The sequence below is a fragment of the Zymomonas mobilis genome (assembly GCF_006715975.1).
Lineage (GTDB): Bacteria > Pseudomonadota > Alphaproteobacteria > Sphingomonadales > Sphingomonadaceae > Zymomonas > Zymomonas mobilis_B.
In genome coordinates, this window is the sequence record NZ_VFOF01000001.1 from 402874 (window position 1) to 423726 (window position 20853).

The 20853-nt window shown below is 46.8% G+C and carries 18 protein-coding genes; 7 read left to right on the forward strand and 11 right to left on the reverse strand.

Going from position 1 to position 20853, the window contains the following annotated elements:
- Position 1: 1 nt before the first annotated feature.
- Positions 2-778 carry an SIMPL domain-containing protein gene (locus tag FBY58_RS01705; protein ID WP_141919201.1) on the reverse strand — a complete coding sequence of 259 codons (777 nt, stop codon included), beginning with the start codon at positions 776-778 and terminating at the stop codon, positions 2-4.
- Between the two features lie 350 nt (positions 779-1128).
- On the opposite strand from FBY58_RS01705, the gene FBY58_RS01710 reads away from it, so the two are divergent.
- Together FBY58_RS01710 and FBY58_RS01715 are read left to right on the forward strand one after the other, a co-directional pair.
- Positions 1129-2277, forward strand: coding sequence for an efflux RND transporter periplasmic adaptor subunit (locus tag FBY58_RS01710; RefSeq protein WP_141919202.1), 1149 nt, complete (start codon positions 1129-1131; stop codon positions 2275-2277).
- Between the two features lie 153 nt (positions 2278-2430).
- A complete protein-coding gene (locus tag FBY58_RS01715; protein WP_260432015.1) occupies positions 2431-3663 on the forward strand; it encodes a DUF445 domain-containing protein in 1233 nt (410 codons plus the stop codon).
- On the opposite strand, the gene lgt is transcribed toward FBY58_RS01715, so the two are convergent.
- The 3 genes from lgt to rpmB all read right to left on the reverse strand — a co-directional run bounded on the left by lgt (position 3653) and on the right by rpmB (position 7285).
- Positions 3653-4510 (reverse strand): prolipoprotein diacylglyceryl transferase, encoded by an 858-nt coding sequence (lgt, locus tag FBY58_RS01720; protein WP_141919204.1) that lies wholly within the window; start codon positions 4508-4510, stop codon positions 3653-3655. The genes FBY58_RS01715 and lgt overlap by 11 nt on opposite strands.
- Positions 4511-4776: 266 nt before the next feature.
- A complete protein-coding gene (locus FBY58_RS01725) occupies positions 4777-6225 on the reverse strand; it encodes a sugar porter family MFS transporter (protein WP_141919205.1) in 1449 nt (482 codons plus the stop codon).
- Positions 6226-6997: 772 nt separating this feature from the next.
- Complete coding sequence (gene rpmB, locus FBY58_RS01730; protein ID WP_141919206.1) at positions 6998-7285, reverse strand: 50S ribosomal protein L28; 288 nt, start codon at positions 7283-7285, stop codon at positions 6998-7000.
- Positions 7286-7637: 352 nt separating this feature from the next.
- Between rpmB and FBY58_RS01735 the strand changes: the two genes are divergently transcribed.
- Together FBY58_RS01735 and FBY58_RS01740 are read left to right on the forward strand one after the other, a co-directional pair.
- The gene (locus tag FBY58_RS01735; protein ID WP_141919207.1) at positions 7638-8072 is read left to right on the forward strand and encodes a nucleoside deaminase; all 435 of its coding nucleotides are present in this window, start codon (positions 7638-7640) and stop codon (positions 8070-8072) included.
- A gap of 254 nt (positions 8073-8326) precedes the next feature.
- Positions 8327-9652, forward strand: a complete 1326-nt coding sequence (locus tag FBY58_RS01740) for a hemolysin family protein (protein ID WP_141919208.1) — start codon at positions 8327-8329, stop codon at positions 9650-9652.
- Between the two features lie 74 nt (positions 9653-9726).
- Here the strand turns inward: FBY58_RS01740 and FBY58_RS01745 are convergent, their stop codons facing one another.
- Positions 9727-10446 carry a hypothetical protein gene (locus FBY58_RS01745; RefSeq protein ID WP_141919209.1) on the reverse strand — a complete coding sequence of 240 codons (720 nt, stop codon included), beginning with the start codon at positions 10444-10446 and terminating at the stop codon, positions 9727-9729.
- 175 nt (positions 10447-10621) lie between these two features.
- Entirely contained in the window at positions 10622-11875 is a 1254-nt protein-coding gene (purD, locus tag FBY58_RS01750) for a phosphoribosylamine--glycine ligase (protein ID WP_141919210.1), read from the reverse strand.
- Here purD and xseA point away from each other — a divergent pair.
- Together xseA and FBY58_RS01760 are read left to right on the forward strand one after the other, a co-directional pair.
- Positions 11874-13478: an exodeoxyribonuclease VII large subunit gene (xseA, locus tag FBY58_RS01755; RefSeq protein ID WP_141919211.1), complete on the forward strand. Its 1605-nt coding sequence runs from the start codon at positions 11874-11876 to the stop codon at positions 13476-13478. The genes purD and xseA overlap by 2 nt on opposite strands.
- Before the next feature lie 140 nt (positions 13479-13618).
- On the forward strand, positions 13619-14383 hold the full coding sequence (locus FBY58_RS01760) for a PepSY-associated TM helix domain-containing protein (protein ID WP_141919212.1): 765 nt from the start codon (positions 13619-13621) through the stop codon (positions 14381-14383).
- Here the strand turns inward: FBY58_RS01760 and FBY58_RS01765 are convergent.
- The 5 genes from FBY58_RS01765 to FBY58_RS01785 all read right to left on the reverse strand — a co-directional run bounded on the left by FBY58_RS01765 (position 14367) and on the right by FBY58_RS01785 (position 19465).
- A complete protein-coding gene (locus FBY58_RS01765) occupies positions 14367-14660 on the reverse strand; it encodes a ribbon-helix-helix domain-containing protein (protein WP_141919213.1) in 294 nt (97 codons plus the stop codon). The two genes, FBY58_RS01760 and FBY58_RS01765, sit on opposite strands and share 17 nt — an antisense overlap.
- Positions 14661-14680: 20 nt before the next feature.
- Positions 14681-15673 (reverse strand): ferrochelatase, encoded by a 993-nt coding sequence (hemH, locus tag FBY58_RS01770; protein WP_141919214.1) that lies wholly within the window; start codon positions 15671-15673, stop codon positions 14681-14683.
- A gap of 164 nt (positions 15674-15837) precedes the next feature.
- Positions 15838-16308 (reverse strand): Dabb family protein, encoded by a 471-nt coding sequence (locus tag FBY58_RS01775; RefSeq protein WP_141919215.1) that lies wholly within the window; start codon positions 16306-16308, stop codon positions 15838-15840.
- A gap of 108 nt (positions 16309-16416) precedes the next feature.
- Positions 16417-17691 (reverse strand): glycosyltransferase family 1 protein, encoded by a 1275-nt coding sequence (locus FBY58_RS01780; protein WP_141919216.1) that lies wholly within the window; start codon positions 17689-17691, stop codon positions 16417-16419.
- Positions 17692-17719: 28 nt separating this feature from the next.
- On the reverse strand, positions 17720-19465 hold the full coding sequence (locus tag FBY58_RS01785) for a capsular biosynthesis protein (protein ID WP_141919217.1): 1746 nt from the start codon (positions 19463-19465) through the stop codon (positions 17720-17722).
- A gap of 344 nt (positions 19466-19809) precedes the next feature.
- Between FBY58_RS01785 and FBY58_RS01790 the strand changes: the two genes are divergently transcribed.
- Positions 19810-20826, forward strand: a complete 1017-nt coding sequence (locus FBY58_RS01790; protein ID WP_141919218.1) for an SDR family oxidoreductase — start codon at positions 19810-19812, stop codon at positions 20824-20826.
- Positions 20827-20853 lie beyond the last annotated feature (27 nt).

Here is a 20853-nt window from a genome sequence, read left to right on the forward strand (position 1 = left end):
TCTATTCCAGTTCGAAAACTGCCTGAATAGTAATCGAGACGCTTTGCTGTCCTGATACAACGGGCGTCGTCGGTGAGACATCTGCAGAACGGGCGCTGACCGACATTAACATCGGTCGTATACCCGATGGCGTATTCGGTTGGCCTTCTGAAATAAGAACGATGCGTTTGACACGCATGCCGACCGAACGGGCATAAAGGTCAGCCCGACTTTTTGCAGCTGCAATGGCTTTAATTCTTGCCTGATCCTGCGCCTGATCGGAGTTTGAAAGGGAAAAGTTGGGCCCTTCTAAATCCTCGACATTGGCCTGCACCATTTTATCGACGATTGCACCGATGCGGTTAAGATCGTGAATACGAACTTGTATCGAGCTGCGTGCCTGATAGCCGATGCGCTGTGGTGGTTTATTCTGATCATAGCGATAGCGCGGGCTTATATTGATATTCCGCGTTTCGATATCGTCATTGCTGATGCCGCTTTCCCGCAGGCTGGCCAGCAAATTCGTCATTTTCTTCGCATTTTCGGCCGTTGCCGTGGCTGCTGTCGCGCTGTCGGCACTGGTCATCGCGGTGATTGTTGCCAGATCGGGGGTGGCCTTTACTTCACCTGTAGTAGAGATCACAAGTTTTGTGCCGGACATTTGCATATTGGATTCAGTCATTTCTGATGAACGCGCCGCCTGCAACGACATAACCGGCACAGCGGCAAGCAAGCTTCCGATCGCAATTGTTTTCAAGGAGGCTGAAGAGTTTTTCCATAAAGTTTTCAATTTTGACATTCTATTCGCCCGACATGGTAATAAGATAAAGAAAAAACGTTATTTTCGACGAAAGGTTTCGTTTGAAAGTAAATAATTTTCTTTATTGAGTGGCTATGTTGCGTTGAATGTTGTCAGTTTTTGGGAAGAACAAATATATTGTCAGTGCTTTCTATATTAAAATTTCATTAATTTTTATTTATCTATTTCTAATTTTGAAATTTTTTTCAGAGTTTTATGAAAAAGAGTGATGGCAGAAGTATATTACTTTGCCTTTTGTAGGCTGATGGAAAAGAGATTTTTATCCATAAATACTTTTGCTAAAAGCCTTTTGTTACAGCGCAGGTTCGAAAGACAGGAAGTGGGGGACGATGACACATGACCACGATCAAAATAATGAAACCGAACCTTTTGGTTTAACGGCGGAAGAGCTTGCCCGCGCGCAAAGACATCGTTTGGTTATTATTATCCTTGGCATCATTGCCATTGCGTTACTGATTATCTTTATTGCATGGCGCGCTAAAGTGACGGCTCCGGTACAAATCATTGCGGAACCCGTGCATGTTTCGACAGTGGCGCCTGTTCAACGCTCTGTAACGGGGATGGTTTCAGCAAATGGCCATTTGGCACCTGCAAAAGAGATTGTCGTTACTGCCCCGAATATTGATGGTAAAGTTGTCAAAGTCCTTGTTGCTGTGGGGGATCGGGTTCAGGCTGGTCAGCCTTTGGCTTTGATAAGTCATAGCGATTCAGATCAAAGCAATTTTGAACAGCAGGCCTTGGCAGAATCCCAGTTGGCTGATCTGGTTATTGCAGAAAGCGAATATAAAAGAGCGGAAGCGGCTGGTGACACGACCTTGGCTGAAATTTTAAAGAAAGATTATGACGAAGCGTCCCGACATGTTCGCCATAAGGTTGGGAAATCCACCCGTAAGAAAATCGTTACCCTGACACCCGTAACGGCACCTGTCAGTGGTATGATTTTATCTTGTTCGGCAGAAAAAGGGGCTGCCGTTATTTCTAATTCGACCGAGCTTTTCCGGATTGCTGAAAAAGGCGAAATCGAAATGCAGGCGAATGTCGGTGAAAAAGACCTGCCGAATATTTCGGTGGGTGCCTCGGCTGATGTTAAAATTGCCGGATTGGATAACAGTTTTTTTGGCCGGATATCTGCCATTTCGCCGGTTGTTGATAATATCACCCATATGGCAACGGTGCATATTTTGTTGGACAACAATGCGACCTTGAAATCTGGTTTATCCGCTGAAGCCCATATCCATACGATGCCTGTTCAAGCGCTCGTTTTGCCCGATGCGGCTATTATGAGCGATGATACCGGTCATTACGTTTATAGTTTGGATGAAGGTAATGCGGTTGCCCGTCATCAGGTAGCTTTGGGTCAAAAAACATCCGATGGACAATGGGAGGTCTTATCAGGCTTGCAAAAACAGGATAATATCGTGGCCTCGTCCGGTTCGATGGTAAGCCCCGGTGACAGGGTTATTGTCGATAAAAAGTAGTTTTTTTGCTGAAAATAAAAGCGTTAGGAAAGCCTTCCGGTATTTTATCGGGAGGCTTTTTTGCAAAATGGTTCTTTTCTAAGATAGCTCTTTTCTGGCAAAAAATCTTGTCATGCCCATATACTGGCTATGTTTAGATCTATGGCACATCAGATGACCGTGAAAACGGCAGCCACCTTACTTCTGGTTTTGATGGTTGCGCTGTTTTTTATCGGGCGCGAGCTGGATCATTTTTACCCCGGCCACTGGGCTTGGGGTTTTTTGATTGCATTTTCTGAAGCGGCGATGGTCGGCGGCTTGGCTGACTGGTTTGCTGTAACGGCTTTGTTTCGGCATCCTTTGGGGCTGCCATTCCCGCATACGGCGCTTATTCCCCATGCCAAAGATCGGATTGCGGTCAATTTGGCAGGTTTTATTGAAACCCATTTTTTGCGTTCTATTGTTTTGGCACGTCGGCTGAAAATGGTCGATGCAGACCGTTTTCTGTTGCGGCTGACAGATGACAAGATAACAGCCGATAATGCCCTGAAGAGCCGTCTGCGGCGTTTCTGGCCTAAATTAGGGGGGCATATCAACTATCCCGCCGTCAGCGAAGAAATTACAGGTAGCGTATTAGGTATAATTAAAAAATCTGACCCAACGATTACCCTTGGTGATGTGTTGAAAGAAGCTTTGGAAAAGAAGAAGCAGGTCGATTTGATTACCTCTGTTCTGCGTTCATTTGCAGATTGGCTGGTGCATCATGAAGATGTCATTCGCGAGATGGTCAGTAAGCGTTCTGGCAGCTTTTTGAGATGGACGGGGCTGGATTCTCGTTTGGCAGATAGCATCTATGATGCGGTTAACCGTCTGGTGAATGAGATGATGGTTGATCCAGAACATCCATTGCGTTTGCGTTTTGATGAGACTTTATGGAATTGGGTTGAAAAGCTGCGGACTGATCCGGCGCTGCAAATACGACTTAATCATATCAAAAATCTGATTTTGGATAATCCTGCCATTCACGATCGAGTGAAAGCCAAAATAGAAAGTGGTTTGCAGGGATTTCTTTTAGATAAAGATGAAAAGAGCGCTTCGCCGATAGCGATTAATAATCGTTGGCGTTCTTTACTCGCCGAATGGGGGGAAGCCGTTACCGAAGATAGTCAGACGAGAGCGGCTTTTAACCGCATTTTTAGGCGAATTATGATTGGGGTTATCGTTCCGCATAGCCATCAGATCACCCGATTGATTACGGATACGGTGGAAAAATGGGATGGTGACGAGGTCGCCGGACGGATTGAAAAAGCAGTTGGTGGAGAGCTTCATTATATCCGTTTATCCGGCACCTTCGTCGGTGGAGCGATTGGCCTGTTATTGCATATCGCTAGTTTGATTATACGTTGATATGGCGCTTTTTTGACGTGACGATAAGCCATAGGCCAGAGAGCACCATCGGAATGGTGAGGGTTTGTCCCATCGTCAGACCCCATGAGAGTGTGCCAAGCTGGACATCCGGTTCTCTGAACCATTCAACAATAAAGCGGGATAGGCCGTAGCCAACCAGAAAGAATCCGGCGAGTTTCCCCGGATGAAAACGGGATTTGGTGGCAAAAAATTGGTAATTCAGAAAAGCAAACAGGATAATGCCTTCTAAGCCGGCTTCATAGAGTTGGCTGGGATGGCGGGGTAGGGCGCCAGCCTGCGGGAAGATAACCGCCCAAGGCATTGTGCTGGGGCGTCCCCATAATTCACCATTAACGAAATTAGCCAATCGTCCAAGGAACAGGCCAATAGGTGCTGCACAACCGATGTAATCGGCTATTCTGAGCCAGCTGAGGCGGTTTGATGTCTTTACCCACCAGATGGCAAGAAAGACGCCTATCATGCCGCCATGATAGGACATGCCGCCTTCCCATAATTTGAAAACTTCTAGAGGGTTTTCGAGAATGGCCGGTTGATAGAACAAGACATAAGCCAGTCGTCCACCGACGAGAATGCCCAATGTTGACCAGAAGACCAAATCATCGGTTTGTTCCGGTTTCATCGGTGCGCCGGGTTGCTTTAAAAGGAAAAGCACATAACGCCATGCCAAAAGAATGCCGGTGATATAGGCCAAAGCATACCAATGGATCATTGGATGAAGCGTTAATCCAAAAAGATGCCAGATCCCAAGATCAAAGGCGATCGGGGATAATCCCAAAGCATCAAAATGGATAACGCTTTTCATCTGTTTGATAAAAGCGAATGGCACAGAAAATCCTTTCAACACTAAAAGCAAGATATCCGCTGAAATGATGAATAATAAATGGCCGGAAAAACAAGGTTAAGGTGATATCAGCCATTGTGAACAGTTATAGCGGGATAAATGAGTGATTTTATAGCTGCCATATAAAGAGGCAGAGAAAAAGACAAAGAAAAAGACAAAGAAAAATCGAATTATCCTGATCTTTGCCAGATACAAAAAATCCGGCCTTTTTTAAAAGACCGGATTCTTGAGGTGATAAACAGCTTGTTTGGTTATTCTGCTACGGCCTCAGCTTTTTTCGGTAAAAAAGTACCGTCTTTTAAGCTGGATTCGATTTCTTCCAAACTGCGGCCTTTGGTTTCAGGCACCGCGAAATAGACGAAAACAAAGCCAACCGCGTTCAAGCCACCATAGAACCACATGGAACCACCGATACCGAGCCAGCCGGTCATCGTTAACGCGGTTGAAGTCAGAATGAGGTTTGAACCCCATAATGTTGCCGCATGAAGGCTGGTTGCACGAGCGCGGATGCAAAGCGGGTAAACTTCGGAACCGATAAGCCAACCAATGACCTGAATACCACCCGCATTAAAGATCATGAAGGCAAACAGGCAGGCGAGAATGAGCCAGCGATGTTCGGATGCGCCACCTGGAAGGTTAAAGGCAATACCCAAAGCAAAAAGGCTGAGTGCGGCAAGAGGCATCATCATAAGCGCTAATTTGCGACGACCCACGTGATCGACCAGTAATTTACCGATTGTCGTCATGATGACGTAGATAACGGCAACGCCCAAGGCCGAGTAATAGGCCATTTGTTCGGTGAAGCCAGAATCACGCAAAAAGGTTGGGGTGTAATAGATCATCATTTCAATACCGGAAAGCTGGGTGAACGCAGCCACACCTAAACCGGCAATCAAGGCAGGACGAACCCAAGGTTCAGTTAATGCCTTCCAACCATCTTGGGCTTCTTCTTTCGTCCGGTTGCTGATCCGTTTAATGGAACGCAATTCTTTCGTGACTTCGCCTTCGGTTTCACGAACCGAATCCAGCATGTCACGGGCTTCTTCAACGCGTTCCTGACGCACCAGCCAACGCGGGCTTTCCGGAAGCATCATCATCGAGCAAAGCAGCACAGCGGCCGGAATGGCGGCAACGCTGAACATCGTCCGCCACGTCCATTCTTCCTGTAAGAAGGCGCCGACCATACCGGCGGCCAAAATACCAAGGCCGATTGAGATGTTATAGAAGGTGACCATGCGGCCGCGTTGGTTGGCAGGTGCCAATTCGGCAATATAGACCGGCACAATTTGTGAAGATCCACCGACGGCAAAACCCAAAATCAAGCGGGCAACGCCCAGCCAAAAGGCAGAAGGGGCATAACCAGCAGCAACAACGCTGACCCCGAAGATGGCGGTAACGATCATAATCATGTGGCGGCGGCCAATAAAGGCGGAGATCCGTCCACATACCAAAGATCCGACAACAGCGCCGAATAACAAGATACTGGTGATGATTTCTTGTTGATGGGCATCAAGTTTGAAATCATGCGCAATATTCATCAGAGCGCCTGAAATAATACCCGTGTCATAGCCATAAAGAAAACCGGCAATAGCAGCGACAAGCACTGTGCCTAGTAAATATAATTGTGATCCGATATAATCTGAAAAAGTATTTCGGACATTTGTTTGGGTATCATTTTCTACTTCTGAATTGTTATTCATCTAGAAATTTATCCCTTTTTTTAGTGTCCTTTCATAAAAATACTGTTTTAATAATAATAAAAATTACTATTTTTATTTATCTATAGTAATAAATATTTAAAAAACAAAAATATTCAGAATAAATAAAAGTAAACTAAATTAATGTTTAAACTATTATTTATTATAATATACACGTTATGTAAAAATAACGTATATTTTAGATAAAAGGACAGGAGAGAGAATGAAGGATCATCCTTCCATTTTCGCTAGATTATACATAAAAACTTTTAAAAATCAAATATGTTCCAATAACCTTAAAAATCGTAACATTTTACAGCATTAAAATATCTTTTTTTTATGAAAGGATTCCAGAGGATTATACATAATGTTTGTTACATTTTTTTGTGTGGAAAAAGGGCTGTAAAATTTTTTGAAAAACGGATTGGAAATGCGGGATTCTAATTTTTTTATGTCCGTTTTTAAGTGTTTTTTGAAATTATAAAGGTGATCTTTGAAAAAGATGAAGGGGCGAATGACCTGACCTCTAAATGTATTATTTTATAATATTAAATGTTTATTTTTTAATTTTAATAAAAAATTTGCCATTCGAAGAAACGGTGCTGCCACCGCGATTGTCTTGATAGGACGTAGGCAATTTTAGCGCTTGGGCATAAAAAAAGCGCATACCCAAAAAGGCATACGCAATCATTTAGTTTTTAGAATATGTCTTCTGGCGTCAGAGACAGTAAAAAACGCTTTTGCGTTTTACTGCCCTGACGTTCCCAGAACCAGCTTAGGCTGCAGCGAGCTTTTTGGTAACTTCACGTTTTACCTTAATGGCTCGTGTAGAAAGCTTTTCGTTTTTGGTCTTTAACAACCAGTTGTCCAGACCACCGACATGTTCAACAGAACGCAGGCCGTGGGTTGAAACACGAAGCGTAACACCTTTGCCCAGAGCATCGGAGATCAACGTAACATTCTGAAGGTTAGGCAGAAAGGTCCGTTTCGTCCGGTTATTGGCGTGGGATACGTTATTGCCTACCTGGCGGCCTTTGCCGGTCAGTTCGCAAATGCGCGACATTTTCTCTCATCCTGAATGGCCGGGAGGATCGACAGACGGACATACATCGCCCAAAGCCCGTGATCATTCCCCTTATGGAAAGCAAAGGCGGATAGCCTGCCTTGCCAGATTCGTCAAGCAAAGAAGCCATTTCGCCCAGTAATGGCAGCCATTATAGCCCATTCCTGTCAAAAATACTACATATTTTGCCAAGAGAAAAAGAGAGGTCTTTTGGGAGTCGTGGAAGACATTTGCTTTTACCCGTTAGTGGACAGAGGGCAGAATGATGCCGTAAGGATGACCGCATTTCTGTTATTTTAGAATAAGGTTTGCCCCCATTTCGAGTTTTCCGCCCTTTCCATTGCCCGAACCAATGCAAGTCGCGCTTTTGCAGGCTGAGAAGTCTGGCGATCAGGGGGAGGTGCCTGTCGGTGCGGTGGTAACTTTTCAAGGCAAAATTATCGCGGTAGCCGGTAATGCGATGCAGCCACCCTTTATTGACCCGACAGGACATGCGGAAATACGTGCTTTACGCCAAGCGGCCCTTGCTTTGGGATCAAGCCGCCTTGATCAATGTGATCTTTGGGTAACTTTGGAGCCTTGTGCCATGTGTGCAGGTGCCATTGCAACTGCCCGTATTCACAGGCTTTATTATGGTGCGGAGGATGTAAAAGGGGGCGCCGTTTTATCGGGCCCTCGTCTGTTTTCGCAGCCCACTTGTCACCATCAGCCTGAAATTTATAATGATCTTGGTAGCGCCCAAGCCGCAGAATTATTGCGACAGTTTTTTAAAAACAAAAGAAAATAGAGAAATAATAGCCTTCGTTTAAAAACAGTTTTTCTTATTTTTTATGTCTGTTCTATGGTTAGCTGACCTTAATCAATTAAGGCCATGCTATTTTAACATGCGGGATATCAAACTGTATTTTTCCAAAAAAATAATGATGTTTTAAATATAGAGAAAAATTCTTTGTTTAAATTTTTACTCTTTGCCATTTATTTTCTGTTGTTTTGATATAAAATCGAGCGCATGATGAATATCATTTATATATTTTTAGAATCGTGACACCACATCCTTCTCTGACACCTTTCCCTTGGCATGATTGTCTGCTTCTCGTCGCGTTGATAGCTTTTAACGGCTTATTTGCGATGTCCGAGCTGGCTATTATTTCATCCCGTCGTCCTAAGCTTGAAGCTATGGCGCGGTCGAGCAAGGGAGCAAGTGCGGCTCTGACCTTAAGTGCGCATCCAGGCCGCTTCCTATCAACAATGCAGGTCGGTATTACCGGCATTAGCACCTTGGCGGGTGCTGTCTCCGGTGAAACACTGGGGGGGCCGATCGGTCAAAGGCTGGCGCTGCTGGGTGTTCCCAATGCTATGGCATGGGGTTTCACTGTAGCAATCGTCGTCACAACCTATTTTTCCCTTATTGCCGGAGAGCTGGTTCCTAAACAGATTGCTCTGCGTGCGCCGGAACAGATTGCGGCTGTCACCGCTATTCCTGTTTTATGGCTATCCCGTATTACGGCACCAGCCGTCTGGTTACTGGATAAATCCAGTGCGCTTGTTTTCCGTTTGGCCGGTATGAACCGTGAAACCCATAATCAAGTGACCGCGGAAGAAGTCCGGCTGACGATTACCGAAGCCTTTCAGGCAGGGGTTATCGAGGAAAATGAAAGACAGATCATTTCCGGTGTTATCCGGTTGGCTGATCGGCCTGTTCGTGAAATCATGACGCCAAGAACTGAAGTCGGATGGCTGGATATGGAAGCAGATATTCCGACTTTGTCCAAAAATTTGGCTTCTATGCCGCATAGCCGGATGCCGGTTGCGATCGGATCGGTTGATAATATTATCGGTGTTGTGCATTCGCGCGATATCGTGCGTGTTTTGATGCGTGGCGAGCGTTTGGATATCAAACGTCTGATGCGGCCTGCGCCTATTGTTCCTGACCAGACTACGGTTATGGCGGCTCTTGATAGTTTGCGTCTGGCCGAAGTGCCTTTAGGGCTGGTTCATGACGAATATGGCCATTTTGAAGGGGTTGTTGCCCCTGCCGATTTATTGGCCGCAATGAGTGGTCATTTCGTTTCGGATGCGGGTGGAAAAAATGATCCTTCTATTATCGAAGATACCGAAGGGCATTATATCATTTCCGGTTCTTTATCCGCTGATCAGATGGCAGATAAGCTTGGCTTTGAGCTAGATGAAGACCGCGATTATGCCACGGTTGCTGGTTTTGCGCTTTCGGTTTTGCGGCATTTGCCGGTCGTAGGCGAATATTTTATTTCGCATGGTTGGCAATTTGAGATTTTGGATATTACCGGCCACAAAATTGAAAAAGTAGGCGTATCCAAAGCTGAACCTGAAGCGGTCGAAGAAGAATAAAAGCTTCAAAGACTTGATATTTAAGTCTTTGAAGCTTTTTAGAGAATTAATTTTTAAGGATACGGGCGTTCCACTTAGCGGTGGAGCGCACCGAATTTGCTTTCAAAAGTTTCGATATCGCCAGCATCCAATAATTTGGCCTGTTCTACCCAATGTTCACGCGCGATTCTGCCGCTGAATGCGCCCATTTTGGGGTCGATTTCAGCAATGTCGGCTTCTGTCCACGCGGCAATTTGTGAAAAACGAGTGATATTCAGACCCGCCAATATTTTGTTGGCTTTGGGCCCGAGGCCTTTTATCTGGGTTAGCTTATCTGCACCATTATTATCCGAAGAGACATCGTTTGCCGGAGCCGGAATATCCGTTTTGATTTTCGCAGCTTCTGGTTGTGGATGAGATTCTTGAGGTTTTTCGGCGGGCTTTTCGTTTTCGGTTGATTTTGCCGTTACCGGAGCGGTTGAAGTTGCGCTGCTTTTGTCTTCTTGGCGCTCGCTGTTCGGAGTGGCTGCTGATGTTGTTTCTTCGGAAGTGGCTGTCGCTTTAGGAACGATCGGGATATCTTTGTGGATAGGGATTATTTCAGCTTCTTTTTTATCCGGCGTTAAATTTTGATAGGCCGGAGGTGGTGCTACTGGCTCAAAAGTCCGCTGAAGTTTGGGAGGCTGTGCCTCATCCTGTGTTTCTTCGATCGTTTTTACGGGTTTCTGGCGACGTCTGGCCAAAAACATAATCACGACGGCTACCGCTACAACAACGATAAAGGCAGCAACGGCCATTATTTCCGTTTGCGTCATGTGTTTACTCCTTACAATATCGGGGGCAAATTTCTCTGGATAAAGCTGTTTATCAGGGCGCTATGTCCGTTTTACTTCAGACGGGAAAGCAAGCCTTCTCGTCTGAAGTATCTAATTTCTGTCCTATAAATAGGTTTTTATGGCCGATTTGGCAGAGGATAGAAGGAATTTAAATTTATAAACCGATATCACCGCGCCAAAATCCATCGGGATAGTCGATGATATTGACGGCCTGATAGGCAAGATCGCGGGCTGCGTTGAAATCGGCGGCTTTGGCGGTGACATTCAGCACCCGACCACCGCTGGCTTTTAAAGTCTGGTTGTCGAGGGTCGTGCCTGCCTGAAAAACAACTGTGCCACAGGCTTCGGCTTCATCAAGTCTGGTGATGATGCCGCCTTTTTTCGGGCTGGCCGGATAGCCTTGTGCCGCGACAACAACCGTGACGGCGTAGTCATTGGAAAATTCAGGCGCAGGTTGATCCTGCAATTTCCCGATAGCGGCGGCGTAAAGTGACGGCAGGATATCGCTGTTCAGCCGCATCATCAGCACCTGACATTCAGGATCGCCCAAGCGAGCGTTATATTCGATCAGTTTGGGGCCTTCATTGGTCAGCATCAATCCGGCATAGAGAATACCGACGAAGGGCATGCCTTGTTCTTTCATCGCCCGAACGGTCGGGGTAACGATTTCTTGCATGACCCTTTTTTCAAGATCAGCCGTCAGCTTTGTTGCGGGGCTATAAGCTCCCATACCGCCGGTATTGGGGCCGGTATCACCATCGCCAACCCGTTTATGATCGCGTGCCGTGCCGAAAGGGCGAACATTTTCGCCGTCGCTGATTGCAAAGAAGCTGGCTTCTTCGCCGCGCATGAATTCTTCAACAACAATTTCGAGACCCGCATTACCGAATGCGCCCGCCGTCATATCTTGAATAGCTTGTTCAGCTTCCAATCGGCTTTCGGCGATAATGACACCTTTGCCTCCGGCGAGGCCGTCGGCTTTTATGACAACGGGGATGTCGAAATGATCAAGGGCGGCTAAGGCTTCTTCGGCGCTGCGGCAGCGTTTATAGCCCGCCGTCGGAATATTGTAGCGGGCGCAAAGGTCTTTCGTAAAACCTTTTGAACCTTCGAGCTGGGCTGCGGCTTTGTCGGGCCCGAATACCGCAATATTGGCGGCACGCAGGCTATTTCCTAAACCATCGACAAGCGGCGCTTCGGGGCCAATAACCACCAGATCAATATGGTTGTCCTGACAAAAGCGGACAACAGCCGAATGATCTGTTACAGTCAGGGCTGCCGGTTTAGCCAGTTTTGCTATACCGGGATTGCCTGTTGTGGCATATAAGGTATCAAGTGATGGCGACTGGGCAATCTTCCATGCCAAAGCATGTTCGCGGCCGCCGGTTCCGATAAGCAGGACGTTCATGAATTCTTTCTCTTTTGATGGCTCTGATCTGTTAGCTGACTCTAGCGCAACAGACAATGTGCGTGCCTTTTCTGTATCCGAAATTTCTGGCGCTTTGAAACGCACTGTTGAAGATGCTTTTAGCCATATTCGGGTCAGAGGGGAAATAACCGGTTTTACCCAAGCGGCGTCAGGGCATTGCTATCTGTCATTGAAGGATGAAAAAGCGGTTTTGAATTCGGTGATATGGCGCGGTTCTGTGTCACGGATTAAGTTTCGGCCTGAAAATGGCATGGAAGTTATCGCTACCGGACGTTTGACAACCTATGCCGGTAATTCCCGTTATCAATTGGTCATTGAAAGCTTGGAAATCGCCGGTAAAGGGGCGTTGATGGCCTTGCTTGATCAGCGGCGTCGGGCGTTGGCGGAGGAAGGGCTATTCAGCCCTGAGCGAAAGCGCGCTTTGCCCTTTATGCCGAAAATTATCGGGGTGGTTAGCTCGCCTTCGGGGGCGGTTATCCGTGATATTTTGCATCGTTTGGCTGATCGTTGCCCGACCCATGTTATTTTATGGCCGGTTCCGGTGCAGGGAGATCAAGCCGCCGCTAAAGTAGCCGCCGCCGTTAGAGGTTTTTCTGCTTTGAAAGCGGGCGATAGTATCCCAAGGCCGGATTTGTTGATTGTCGCGCGCGGCGGCGGATCTTTGGAAGATCTGTGGCCTTTTAATGAAGAAATTTTGGTTAGAGCGGTTGCGGATTCTTCTATTCCCGTGATTTCAGCGGTTGGTCACGAAACCGATACGACGTTATGTGATTATGCGGCCGATTTACGTGCGCCGACCCCAACAGCGGCGGCTGAATTGGCGGTTCCAGTAAGAAGCGAATTGGCAACGGGTCTCAATACGCTTCATTTGCGGATGAATAATGCGGTTAGCCGCTATTATAAATTATCGGAAGAACGGTTTGAAGCGGTACGTCGTCGTTTGCCCGATGGCGAGCGTTTGATGGCGCCTTTTGTCCAGTTATTTGACGATAGATCCTTGCAGTTGGATCGCCATATTTCCGACCGGATGGCGAATGCGCGTCATAAATTGGATTCCTATGCGGCGACTTTAAGGCCATCATTATTGGCGGCAAGAATTGCCCGCGAGCAAGCGCGATTATCAGCATGTCGCTTGCCCTCTGGTCAGCGTTTTATTGCCCAAGAGCAGCAGCGGGTTGATTTAGCTTTTGGCCGTTTGAAGCAAGCCTATCAGCAGCGTTTATCGCATACCTCTTTACGCTTTGGATTTTTGGCTGAGAAATTGCAGCCCATTTTAATCAAACAGAAATGGCAACAGAAATCTGATCAATTAGCCGCTTGTCATTTGCGGGCGGATTTAGTGATATCCCGTTTGAATGTATGGCAGAAAAATCTGGATCAGTTATGGCGGGTCGCAGAACAGGCGCATCCCGATAAGATTTTAGCCAAAGGATATGCCCGTGTTGAGGATAAGAACGGGCATGTGGTCGGTGATGCCAAGACAGCCAAGCAGCTTGCCGAGCTAAATCTGGTTTTCCATGATGGAAAGGTTGTGGTTCAGCCGAAAGATCAACAGCCAGAGCAGCTGAGTCTTTTGCAATAAAAAGCTCTCAACAATGTAAAAATTGTTCAAATTGGTTTTTAAAGAATAATATATTATAATAATGGACTTGGTAAAAAAAGGCGTTAGGGTATTGTAGTTGGCGGTTAGCCATTATTTTGTTTTCATTATGGGTCTTTTTGATGCTTCCATCCTCTCATGCGCAAACATCTGTTTCTTCCTCTGAAAATACCTTTGATCCTAGATCAGCAAAAGGGAAAAAGAATACCTCGCGTTTTCAAAATATTCTGAAAAAGCAGGTACGCTTATGGCATTGGGTTAGCGCCGCTATCTTCTGTGTCGCGATGCTTCTTTTTGCCGTGACTGGATTCATGATGAATCATGATCATGGTATTTTCGCGCCGCATATTACAACGACAGAAAAGCAGGCTGAATTGCCGTTGAATATGGTTCCGGCATTGCAGCAGCCTTTGAAAAAGGCAGAGGAAAATCCCGCAAAAGTAAAAGAGGGTGGTTTTGATTGGGGGCAGCTTGCTTCGCAGGAAGTCAGTCAGCCTTTGCCGGATAATGTGGTACAATGGTTAAAAGACAACCATTTTCCGGTAAAGAAACAGGCCTTTTGGACGGATAAATTCGTTTATTTTGTGATGCCGCAACTGGGTGGCCGCGAGAGATTATTGATCGAACGCGATAACGGCCATGTTCATTATGAATATGCATCAAGAGGCTGGATTGGCTTTGTTGATGATTTACATCGTGGCGGTCACGTCGGTTCGGTATGGCAGCTATTCATTGATGCCTTTGCCATTGCTTGTGTTATCTTTTCCATAAGCGGCATCTGGCTTTTGCAAATTCACGCCAAGAAACGGCGGTCAACATGGCCATTGGTGGCTTTGGGTGTCGCAGTGCCGATCATTATTATTTTGATCGCTATGCACTCTCATTGAGTAGATTGTGAGTTAGAGCTTCTTTTTCCTGCCAGAGGGTAAAGAACAACCATATCCGAAGGGCGCTTGCCAGATTAGGGATATCGTTGGCCTTTACTCTTTCGGCATCAATACGAGCGATGAGAGCATTTAGGGGGAGGTCGCGTTTTAGCGCGGCCTGTTCCAGATTTTGCCAGAAAAACGGTTCAAGACTGATTGAAGTCGAATGACCAGCAATCATGACCGACCGTTTAACCAATCCATGATAAGGCACAGAAGCACCGTCTGAAGGTTGCATTTTATCTGTCCCTATGTTTCTTATAACCAGCCAGAAATGGCCTGTTCCACCAAAGTTTTAAGCATTGATATACCTTCTTCGCTGTCATTCAGGCAGGAAAGGGTCGCAAAATTTTTGCCGCCTGCATCAAGAAAAGTCTGTCTGCCTTGCAAGGCAATTTCTTCCAGTGTTTCGAGACAATCAGCGGCAAATCCCGGCATGGCAACGGCCAAATTTTGGACATTTTGCTGTGGCAGATTTTGCAATGTCACATCCGTTGCAGGCGTGAACCATTTTTGTGAGCCGAAGCGGGATTGGAAGCTGGTTATAATCTTGATATTTAAAACCGATGATAACGCCTGACTGGTTGCCATACATTGATAATAATAGGGGTCACCCTCTTCCCGCGTTTTGACGGGCATGCCGTGATAGCTGAGGAGTAGGCAATCTGGTTTGAAGTTTAGGTTGGCGAGTTGTTTTTCAAGATTGATTTTTAAAGCCTGAATATAGGCGGGATGGGTATAATAGGATTCCAGACTGCGTAAGGCTGGTTGCCAGCGGATTTTTTGTAGATAGCGATAGGCTTCATCTTGCACGGTGGCGGTGCTGGCCGCGGAATATTGCGGATAAAGCGGTGCTAGCAAAATACGGCGGCAACCGCTGGCGATCAGTTTTTCAATACGCGACGGAATAGAGGGTTCCCCATAGCGCATGGCATAGTCAATAACGATATTCGGCATGTGTTGTTGCAGAGCTTTTGATTGCTGTGCAGTAATGGCCGCCAGTGGAGAGCCATCTTTTGTCCAGATTTTTTTATAAGCACGGGCAGAGCGCGGGGAGCGAAAAGGTAGAATAATGCCCTGCAGAATAATTTGCCATAAGGCGGGCGGTAATTCGATAACCCGCCGATCAGAGAGAAATTGCCCGAGATAACGCCGCAAGGCCTTTGCCGTTGGCGCGGTAGGTGTTCCAAGATTGACGAGTAGCACCCCGACTTTATCGGAAACAGGCAGCGGGTTATCGGCTTGTTGCATAGGGAATCGTTCTTTTCTGAGAAAATGATCTTTGTTTAAGAAAGACAAAAACAGCTATTTTCTGATTTCGTGGAAAATAAAAGGACGATCTTATCCATTCTGCCTTTTGCCAGAGGAAAGGCTATCGCTTTATGTCGGCTGGCAAGGCGGCAAAAAAGAATGGCCTATTTATTGGCGACTTTAAAATCGAAGACCAGTGCTTTTTCTAAAAAGCTGCCTACGAAGGCTTTGAAATTTTCATGAGCCGGATCAAATAACGCCGGATCATTTATAAGCGGGCGACCGACATAATAATTACGATCACCTTCGGAATTGAACGTGACAATATAGCCTTGATCCATGCCCATGCCAGCATCTTCGCCGCTATTTTGTGAACCGGTTTCAATAGAAACGATCACGGCTTTTCCATCGGGTCTTTTGGATGTTTTGGCCAGTTCCTGAAAACGGCGGGTTGCTTCGCGGCGATCGGCTTCTGTGGCAGTTTTTTTGAAACGGAACAGGACGATATGCTGTAATTTCCCCGGGTGAAAATCAGGAGAAGTGAACTTTTCGGCTCCGACCTCTTTCAAAAGGGCGCGGGCGGCTATGGTGGCATTATCTGGCGATGGCACCGTTCCGGCTTGGGCTGTGGTCATGAAAAAGCCTCCTGCTATGAGAATGATAAATCTTTTAACGGTTTTGAAAGCAAAATTCATATCAAAGCCTTGGTCATTTTTATGGTCGAATGATCGCCTGCCCATAAGTTATGATTGTGCCGCGATAACAGCCAGCACTTTTCTCATGTGATCTTGCCATAGCATTGGATGCCAACCTTTCAGCCGCATTACCTGCGTTTGTCGCCGCGAGGAGAAGGGATTCATATATTCGCTGATCGCTTCTTCCCAAGCCGCACCATTAAGAGGATCGATGTAATCGGCCATTTGGCTGCTGATTTCGCGATAGACAGCAATATCGCTGGCAATGACGGGTAATCCGTGGCGCAAAGCTTCGGCGATAACCATGCCGCGTCGTGCAAAAAAAGCGGGTTTTAACAAAGCCCGCGCTTGTTGCATCATAAGGCTTAGTTGTTGATCGTTCACGCTTTCATAAAAACGGATATGGCGGCGGAGATCAGGATTGCGCGCCAGCATTTCTTCTAGTTTGGGCGACTCTTTTCGATCATGTCCCAAGATCAGCAGATCTGGTGCCTTTTCTCCGAATTGAAGAATGAGTCTTTTCCAGACTGCGACCAGCATTCCGGTATTATTGGCAGAGTGATTGGATTCAATCGCAAGGAAATAGGGATGTTCCGGCGGTTGTCCTGTTTTTGGTGCGGTGTTTTGTAATTTCAGATTGGGAAGGCCGTCTGCGCCAAGGGGTATGGTAACAACTGGAATGCTGCGTCCGGCTTCTGCCATGAAAGGCAGAAAACGGTTTCGGGTGGCTTCGCTGTCCGCGATAACGCAATCGGCGTAACGGGCGATGATATCGAGCCGTTTCCGCAAATTCTGCCATTCTGACGGTTTGATATATTCCGGATAGTCAAGCTGATCCGTATCATAAATCAGGCAGACAAAGCTGGCCTGTTCTTTTTCCAGAATGTTTTTTAAGGCCGCTTCGTTATCAAGATGATGTGGCGAGGCTTGCAGTAGAATTCTGATGCCGTTTTGCGGCTTGAAAAGATGTGGCCATAATTCGATCAAGGCTTTGGCTTGATAAAAGCTTTGTTTACAGCTTTGCCCAAAATTCTGGGCTTGGTTTTTTTGCCAGACATTTTCTGTCTGGGTGATCATGTTTAAAACGGCCGTTTGCGATAAACGTCCGTAGCGTCCGAAGCGATTTAAACGGGAAAAAACAACCCGATCGGAAAACCAGCCGATCAGTAATTTTATCCATGCCATTTCGATACGGCTGATGCCGTCAGTCATGACGGCTTTTCCGGCGCGTTCAGTCAGCCATGAAACATCAAGGATAATTTCGCCATCACTAGCTTCTGATGCGTCGTTCAGAGCCTGATTTGAAGAACCGCTGTCTGTCATCAATCCTCCTATGCCCCTGCTCAGGTTGTTACGATTTACCAGCGCGTGGGTTGCTTACCGTTGCCCGCCGAAGAGCCGTGCAAAATTTGCCTTGGAAATGGCGTATCCATGTGACCGGCGTCATTTTGGCCTTTGGCGTATCGATAAGCCTTTCTATCAGAACTTCCGGTGAACAGGGCACGCCCGTTTCGGGATCAAGATAGCGCGGATAGAGAATAAGTGTAACGGCTGCAAGCTCTGTTATATCAAGCCGTCTTTTCCGTCTGGCGGGAATATGACCTAGGTCACGCGTTAAGCCCCAGCCAGCATAAAAAGGTGTGCCATGGCAGATGACCTCGCGATGGCGAAGCAGAGCTTCAAAACCGGCTAGGGATGTCCATACATGGACAGCATCAACCTGATCGAGCAATTTTGCAATCGGGTAATGGCGGATGACGATATCAGCATATTTTTCAGCGGCGCCTTGTGAAACGAAGCCTTTTCGGTGGCCAGCCTCAACATCGGGATGGGGTTTGAAAATAATATAGCTGTCGGCTTCGGCTTCCCTTGCCCGACGAAGCAGATCGAGATTCCCTTTGACTGCGCCGCCGCCCAATCTTACCGAACGGTCATCTTCCACTTGGCCTGTGACCAAGACGATCCGTTTTCCTGTCGGTAGAGAAAAGGATTCTTCGGTCTCCGTTCCCATATATTTACTGATATGTGCCGATTGAATTCGGGTAATCAATTTTTTGGTGCGGTCGATCAGCTCTTTTGAAAAACGGGTCTGGTTGAATAGGGTTTCGATATCGGAAGGATGGCTTGGATCGTAATAAATCCCTTGTTTATCAACCACGATCGATAGGGGCGGGTGGAGGCCACTGCCAAGACCTACGGAACGGATGAAACCATCTTCGACTTCGTAAAGGGCATGTTGTTTAGCAACAGCTGCGCGTAATCCTGTCGGTTCGCGGGATGGCCATAGGGCGATAGCATCCTTTCTTTCATCCAGAAAAGCGAGAGCATCTTCTGTTTTTCGAGGCATAGGAAGCGTTTCATCGGTTCCCGACCAGAGGAAGCTTCGGATTGCCTGTTTTTTCCACCACGCCATGCCACAAGCCGCCTTTATCGGGCGGTTGCTGTCTATTAAAACGCGCCATTCCGATAATTGAGCGATTGCCTGACGGAGCGATATCGGTTTTTTCGTGAAAATATCGTAATATTGGAAAGCCGCCAGTAAGCGATTTACCAATTCAGCCGTTGTCATATCAGGAGAAGCGAATAGGCTGGCGAAATCAGGTCTGGCAGTTGGCGATAATCTGATGGGCATATTGCCCAATCGAGCGACAAGACCGATGTCGATCGTATGAATCGAGCGCCCGCTACAGATGATTTCCCGTGTCTGGCCGATGAGACTCCACGGATCAAAAAGGCCGAGATGAACGCGGAATCCTTGCTTTTTTAAATTTTCAGCCAAAGCTGTATCCGACTTTTGATCCAAAAGGATAAAAAGGTCGGTCTTATTCGCCATTGTCGCAAAAAGTGCTGCGTCTGGTTGGTCATCAGGAATGAAAATACGCTGTTTTCTAGAAATTTGAGGGAGAGGCGTTGCCCAGAAAGCGCCGCCCACCCGCATTTTAGTCAGCTTTTTTACAAGAGCTTCGGATTCTTGCAATGACAATGGGGCATTATCCTGCGGTTGCCCTGTATGGATGCGAGGCTGAACGAAATCGGCAAGCGTGACAGTAGCCTTTGGGAAAGGCGGCAGACGTAAAAAAGGTAAAGACAGCGGCATTTTTTTCCTGAGAAATACGATCGTCTGGCAGTGTTTGTGGCCAGATAATTGGCGTGAGCCATATGGGTTAGTTAGGCTATGTTTTTATTGAGAAATAATAAACAATAAATCCGAAAATAGCGCCTTTATTTTATTCGATAGTCTAAATCAAAAAGACTGGAATAAGGAGATATCCTTTTCTCCAGAATGGTGTTTCTTGCAACTATATAGCCTGAGGCTGGTTGTTAAGGGTAATAGACGGGATGCCGTTTTGAGACGGCTTTCGGCCTTAAAAGATTCTTTCATAACCTCTGATTTTCAAGAGAGTCATATCCGGATGACGGATAAATGAGGAGCTATATCTGATGGCCAATAATCCAACTATTTCCGAAGGACGACGCAATGTGATGGCTGGTCTTGCTACGGCGGGGCTTGTTTCTGGTTTGAGTACTGCCGCCTCTGCTGCTAATCGTGATAAAGAGCCTGCGGTGACAGGGGGCAAAACGATGTATGACCCCCGTGATGCCTATCCGCGTGCACCTTTTGCTGGACAGGATCAGCCTTGGCCGGGTTTGGCCAGCAAGATGATTCCTAGACCAGATCACGGCGAAACAAGTTATCGTGGTTCGGGCAAGCTGCAAGGGCGGAAAGCTTTGATTACCGGCGGTGATTCCGGAATCGGTCGCGCGACAGCGATTGCCTATGCGCGGGAAGGGGCTGATATTGTTATCAATTATCTGCCGCAGGAAGAATCCGATGCCCGTGAGGTGGTTTCCTTGTTACAGGGTGAAGGGCATAAGGTTTTTGCCTTGCCCGGAGATTTGCGGAATGAGAATTTCTGTGTCCAGTTAGTGCAGGAAGCAGCAAAGCGTTTGGATGGTTTGGACATTCTGGCCAATATCGCCGGACATCAGCATTACAACGAGTCCATCCTGACGCTTTCTACGGCTGATTTTGATGATACTTTGAAGACCAATGTCTATGCGATGTTCTGGCTATGCAAAGAGGCATTGAAAATCATGCCTGCTGGTTCAGCGATTGTGAACACGTCTTCGACCCAAGGATATCGTCCTTCGGCAATATTGCTTGATTATGCGACCAGCAAAGCTGCTATTGCCAATTTTACCCGTGCATTGGCTATCCAATTGGCACCGAGAGGTATTCGGGTAAATGCTGTCGCACCAGGGCCATTTTGGACACCATTGCAGGTTTCGGGTGGTCAGCCGACTTCAGCCTATAGCAATTTTGCTGCCAACACGCCGATGAAAAGACCGGGGCAGCCAGTCGAGATTTCGCCTGTTTATGTCTTTTTAGCTTGCGCTGAAAATAGCTATGTCACTGGTGAAGTTTACGGTGAAACGGGTTGCGCCCAGATTTTTTAATGAAGAAGCTTTTCTTGAAAAGGCAGC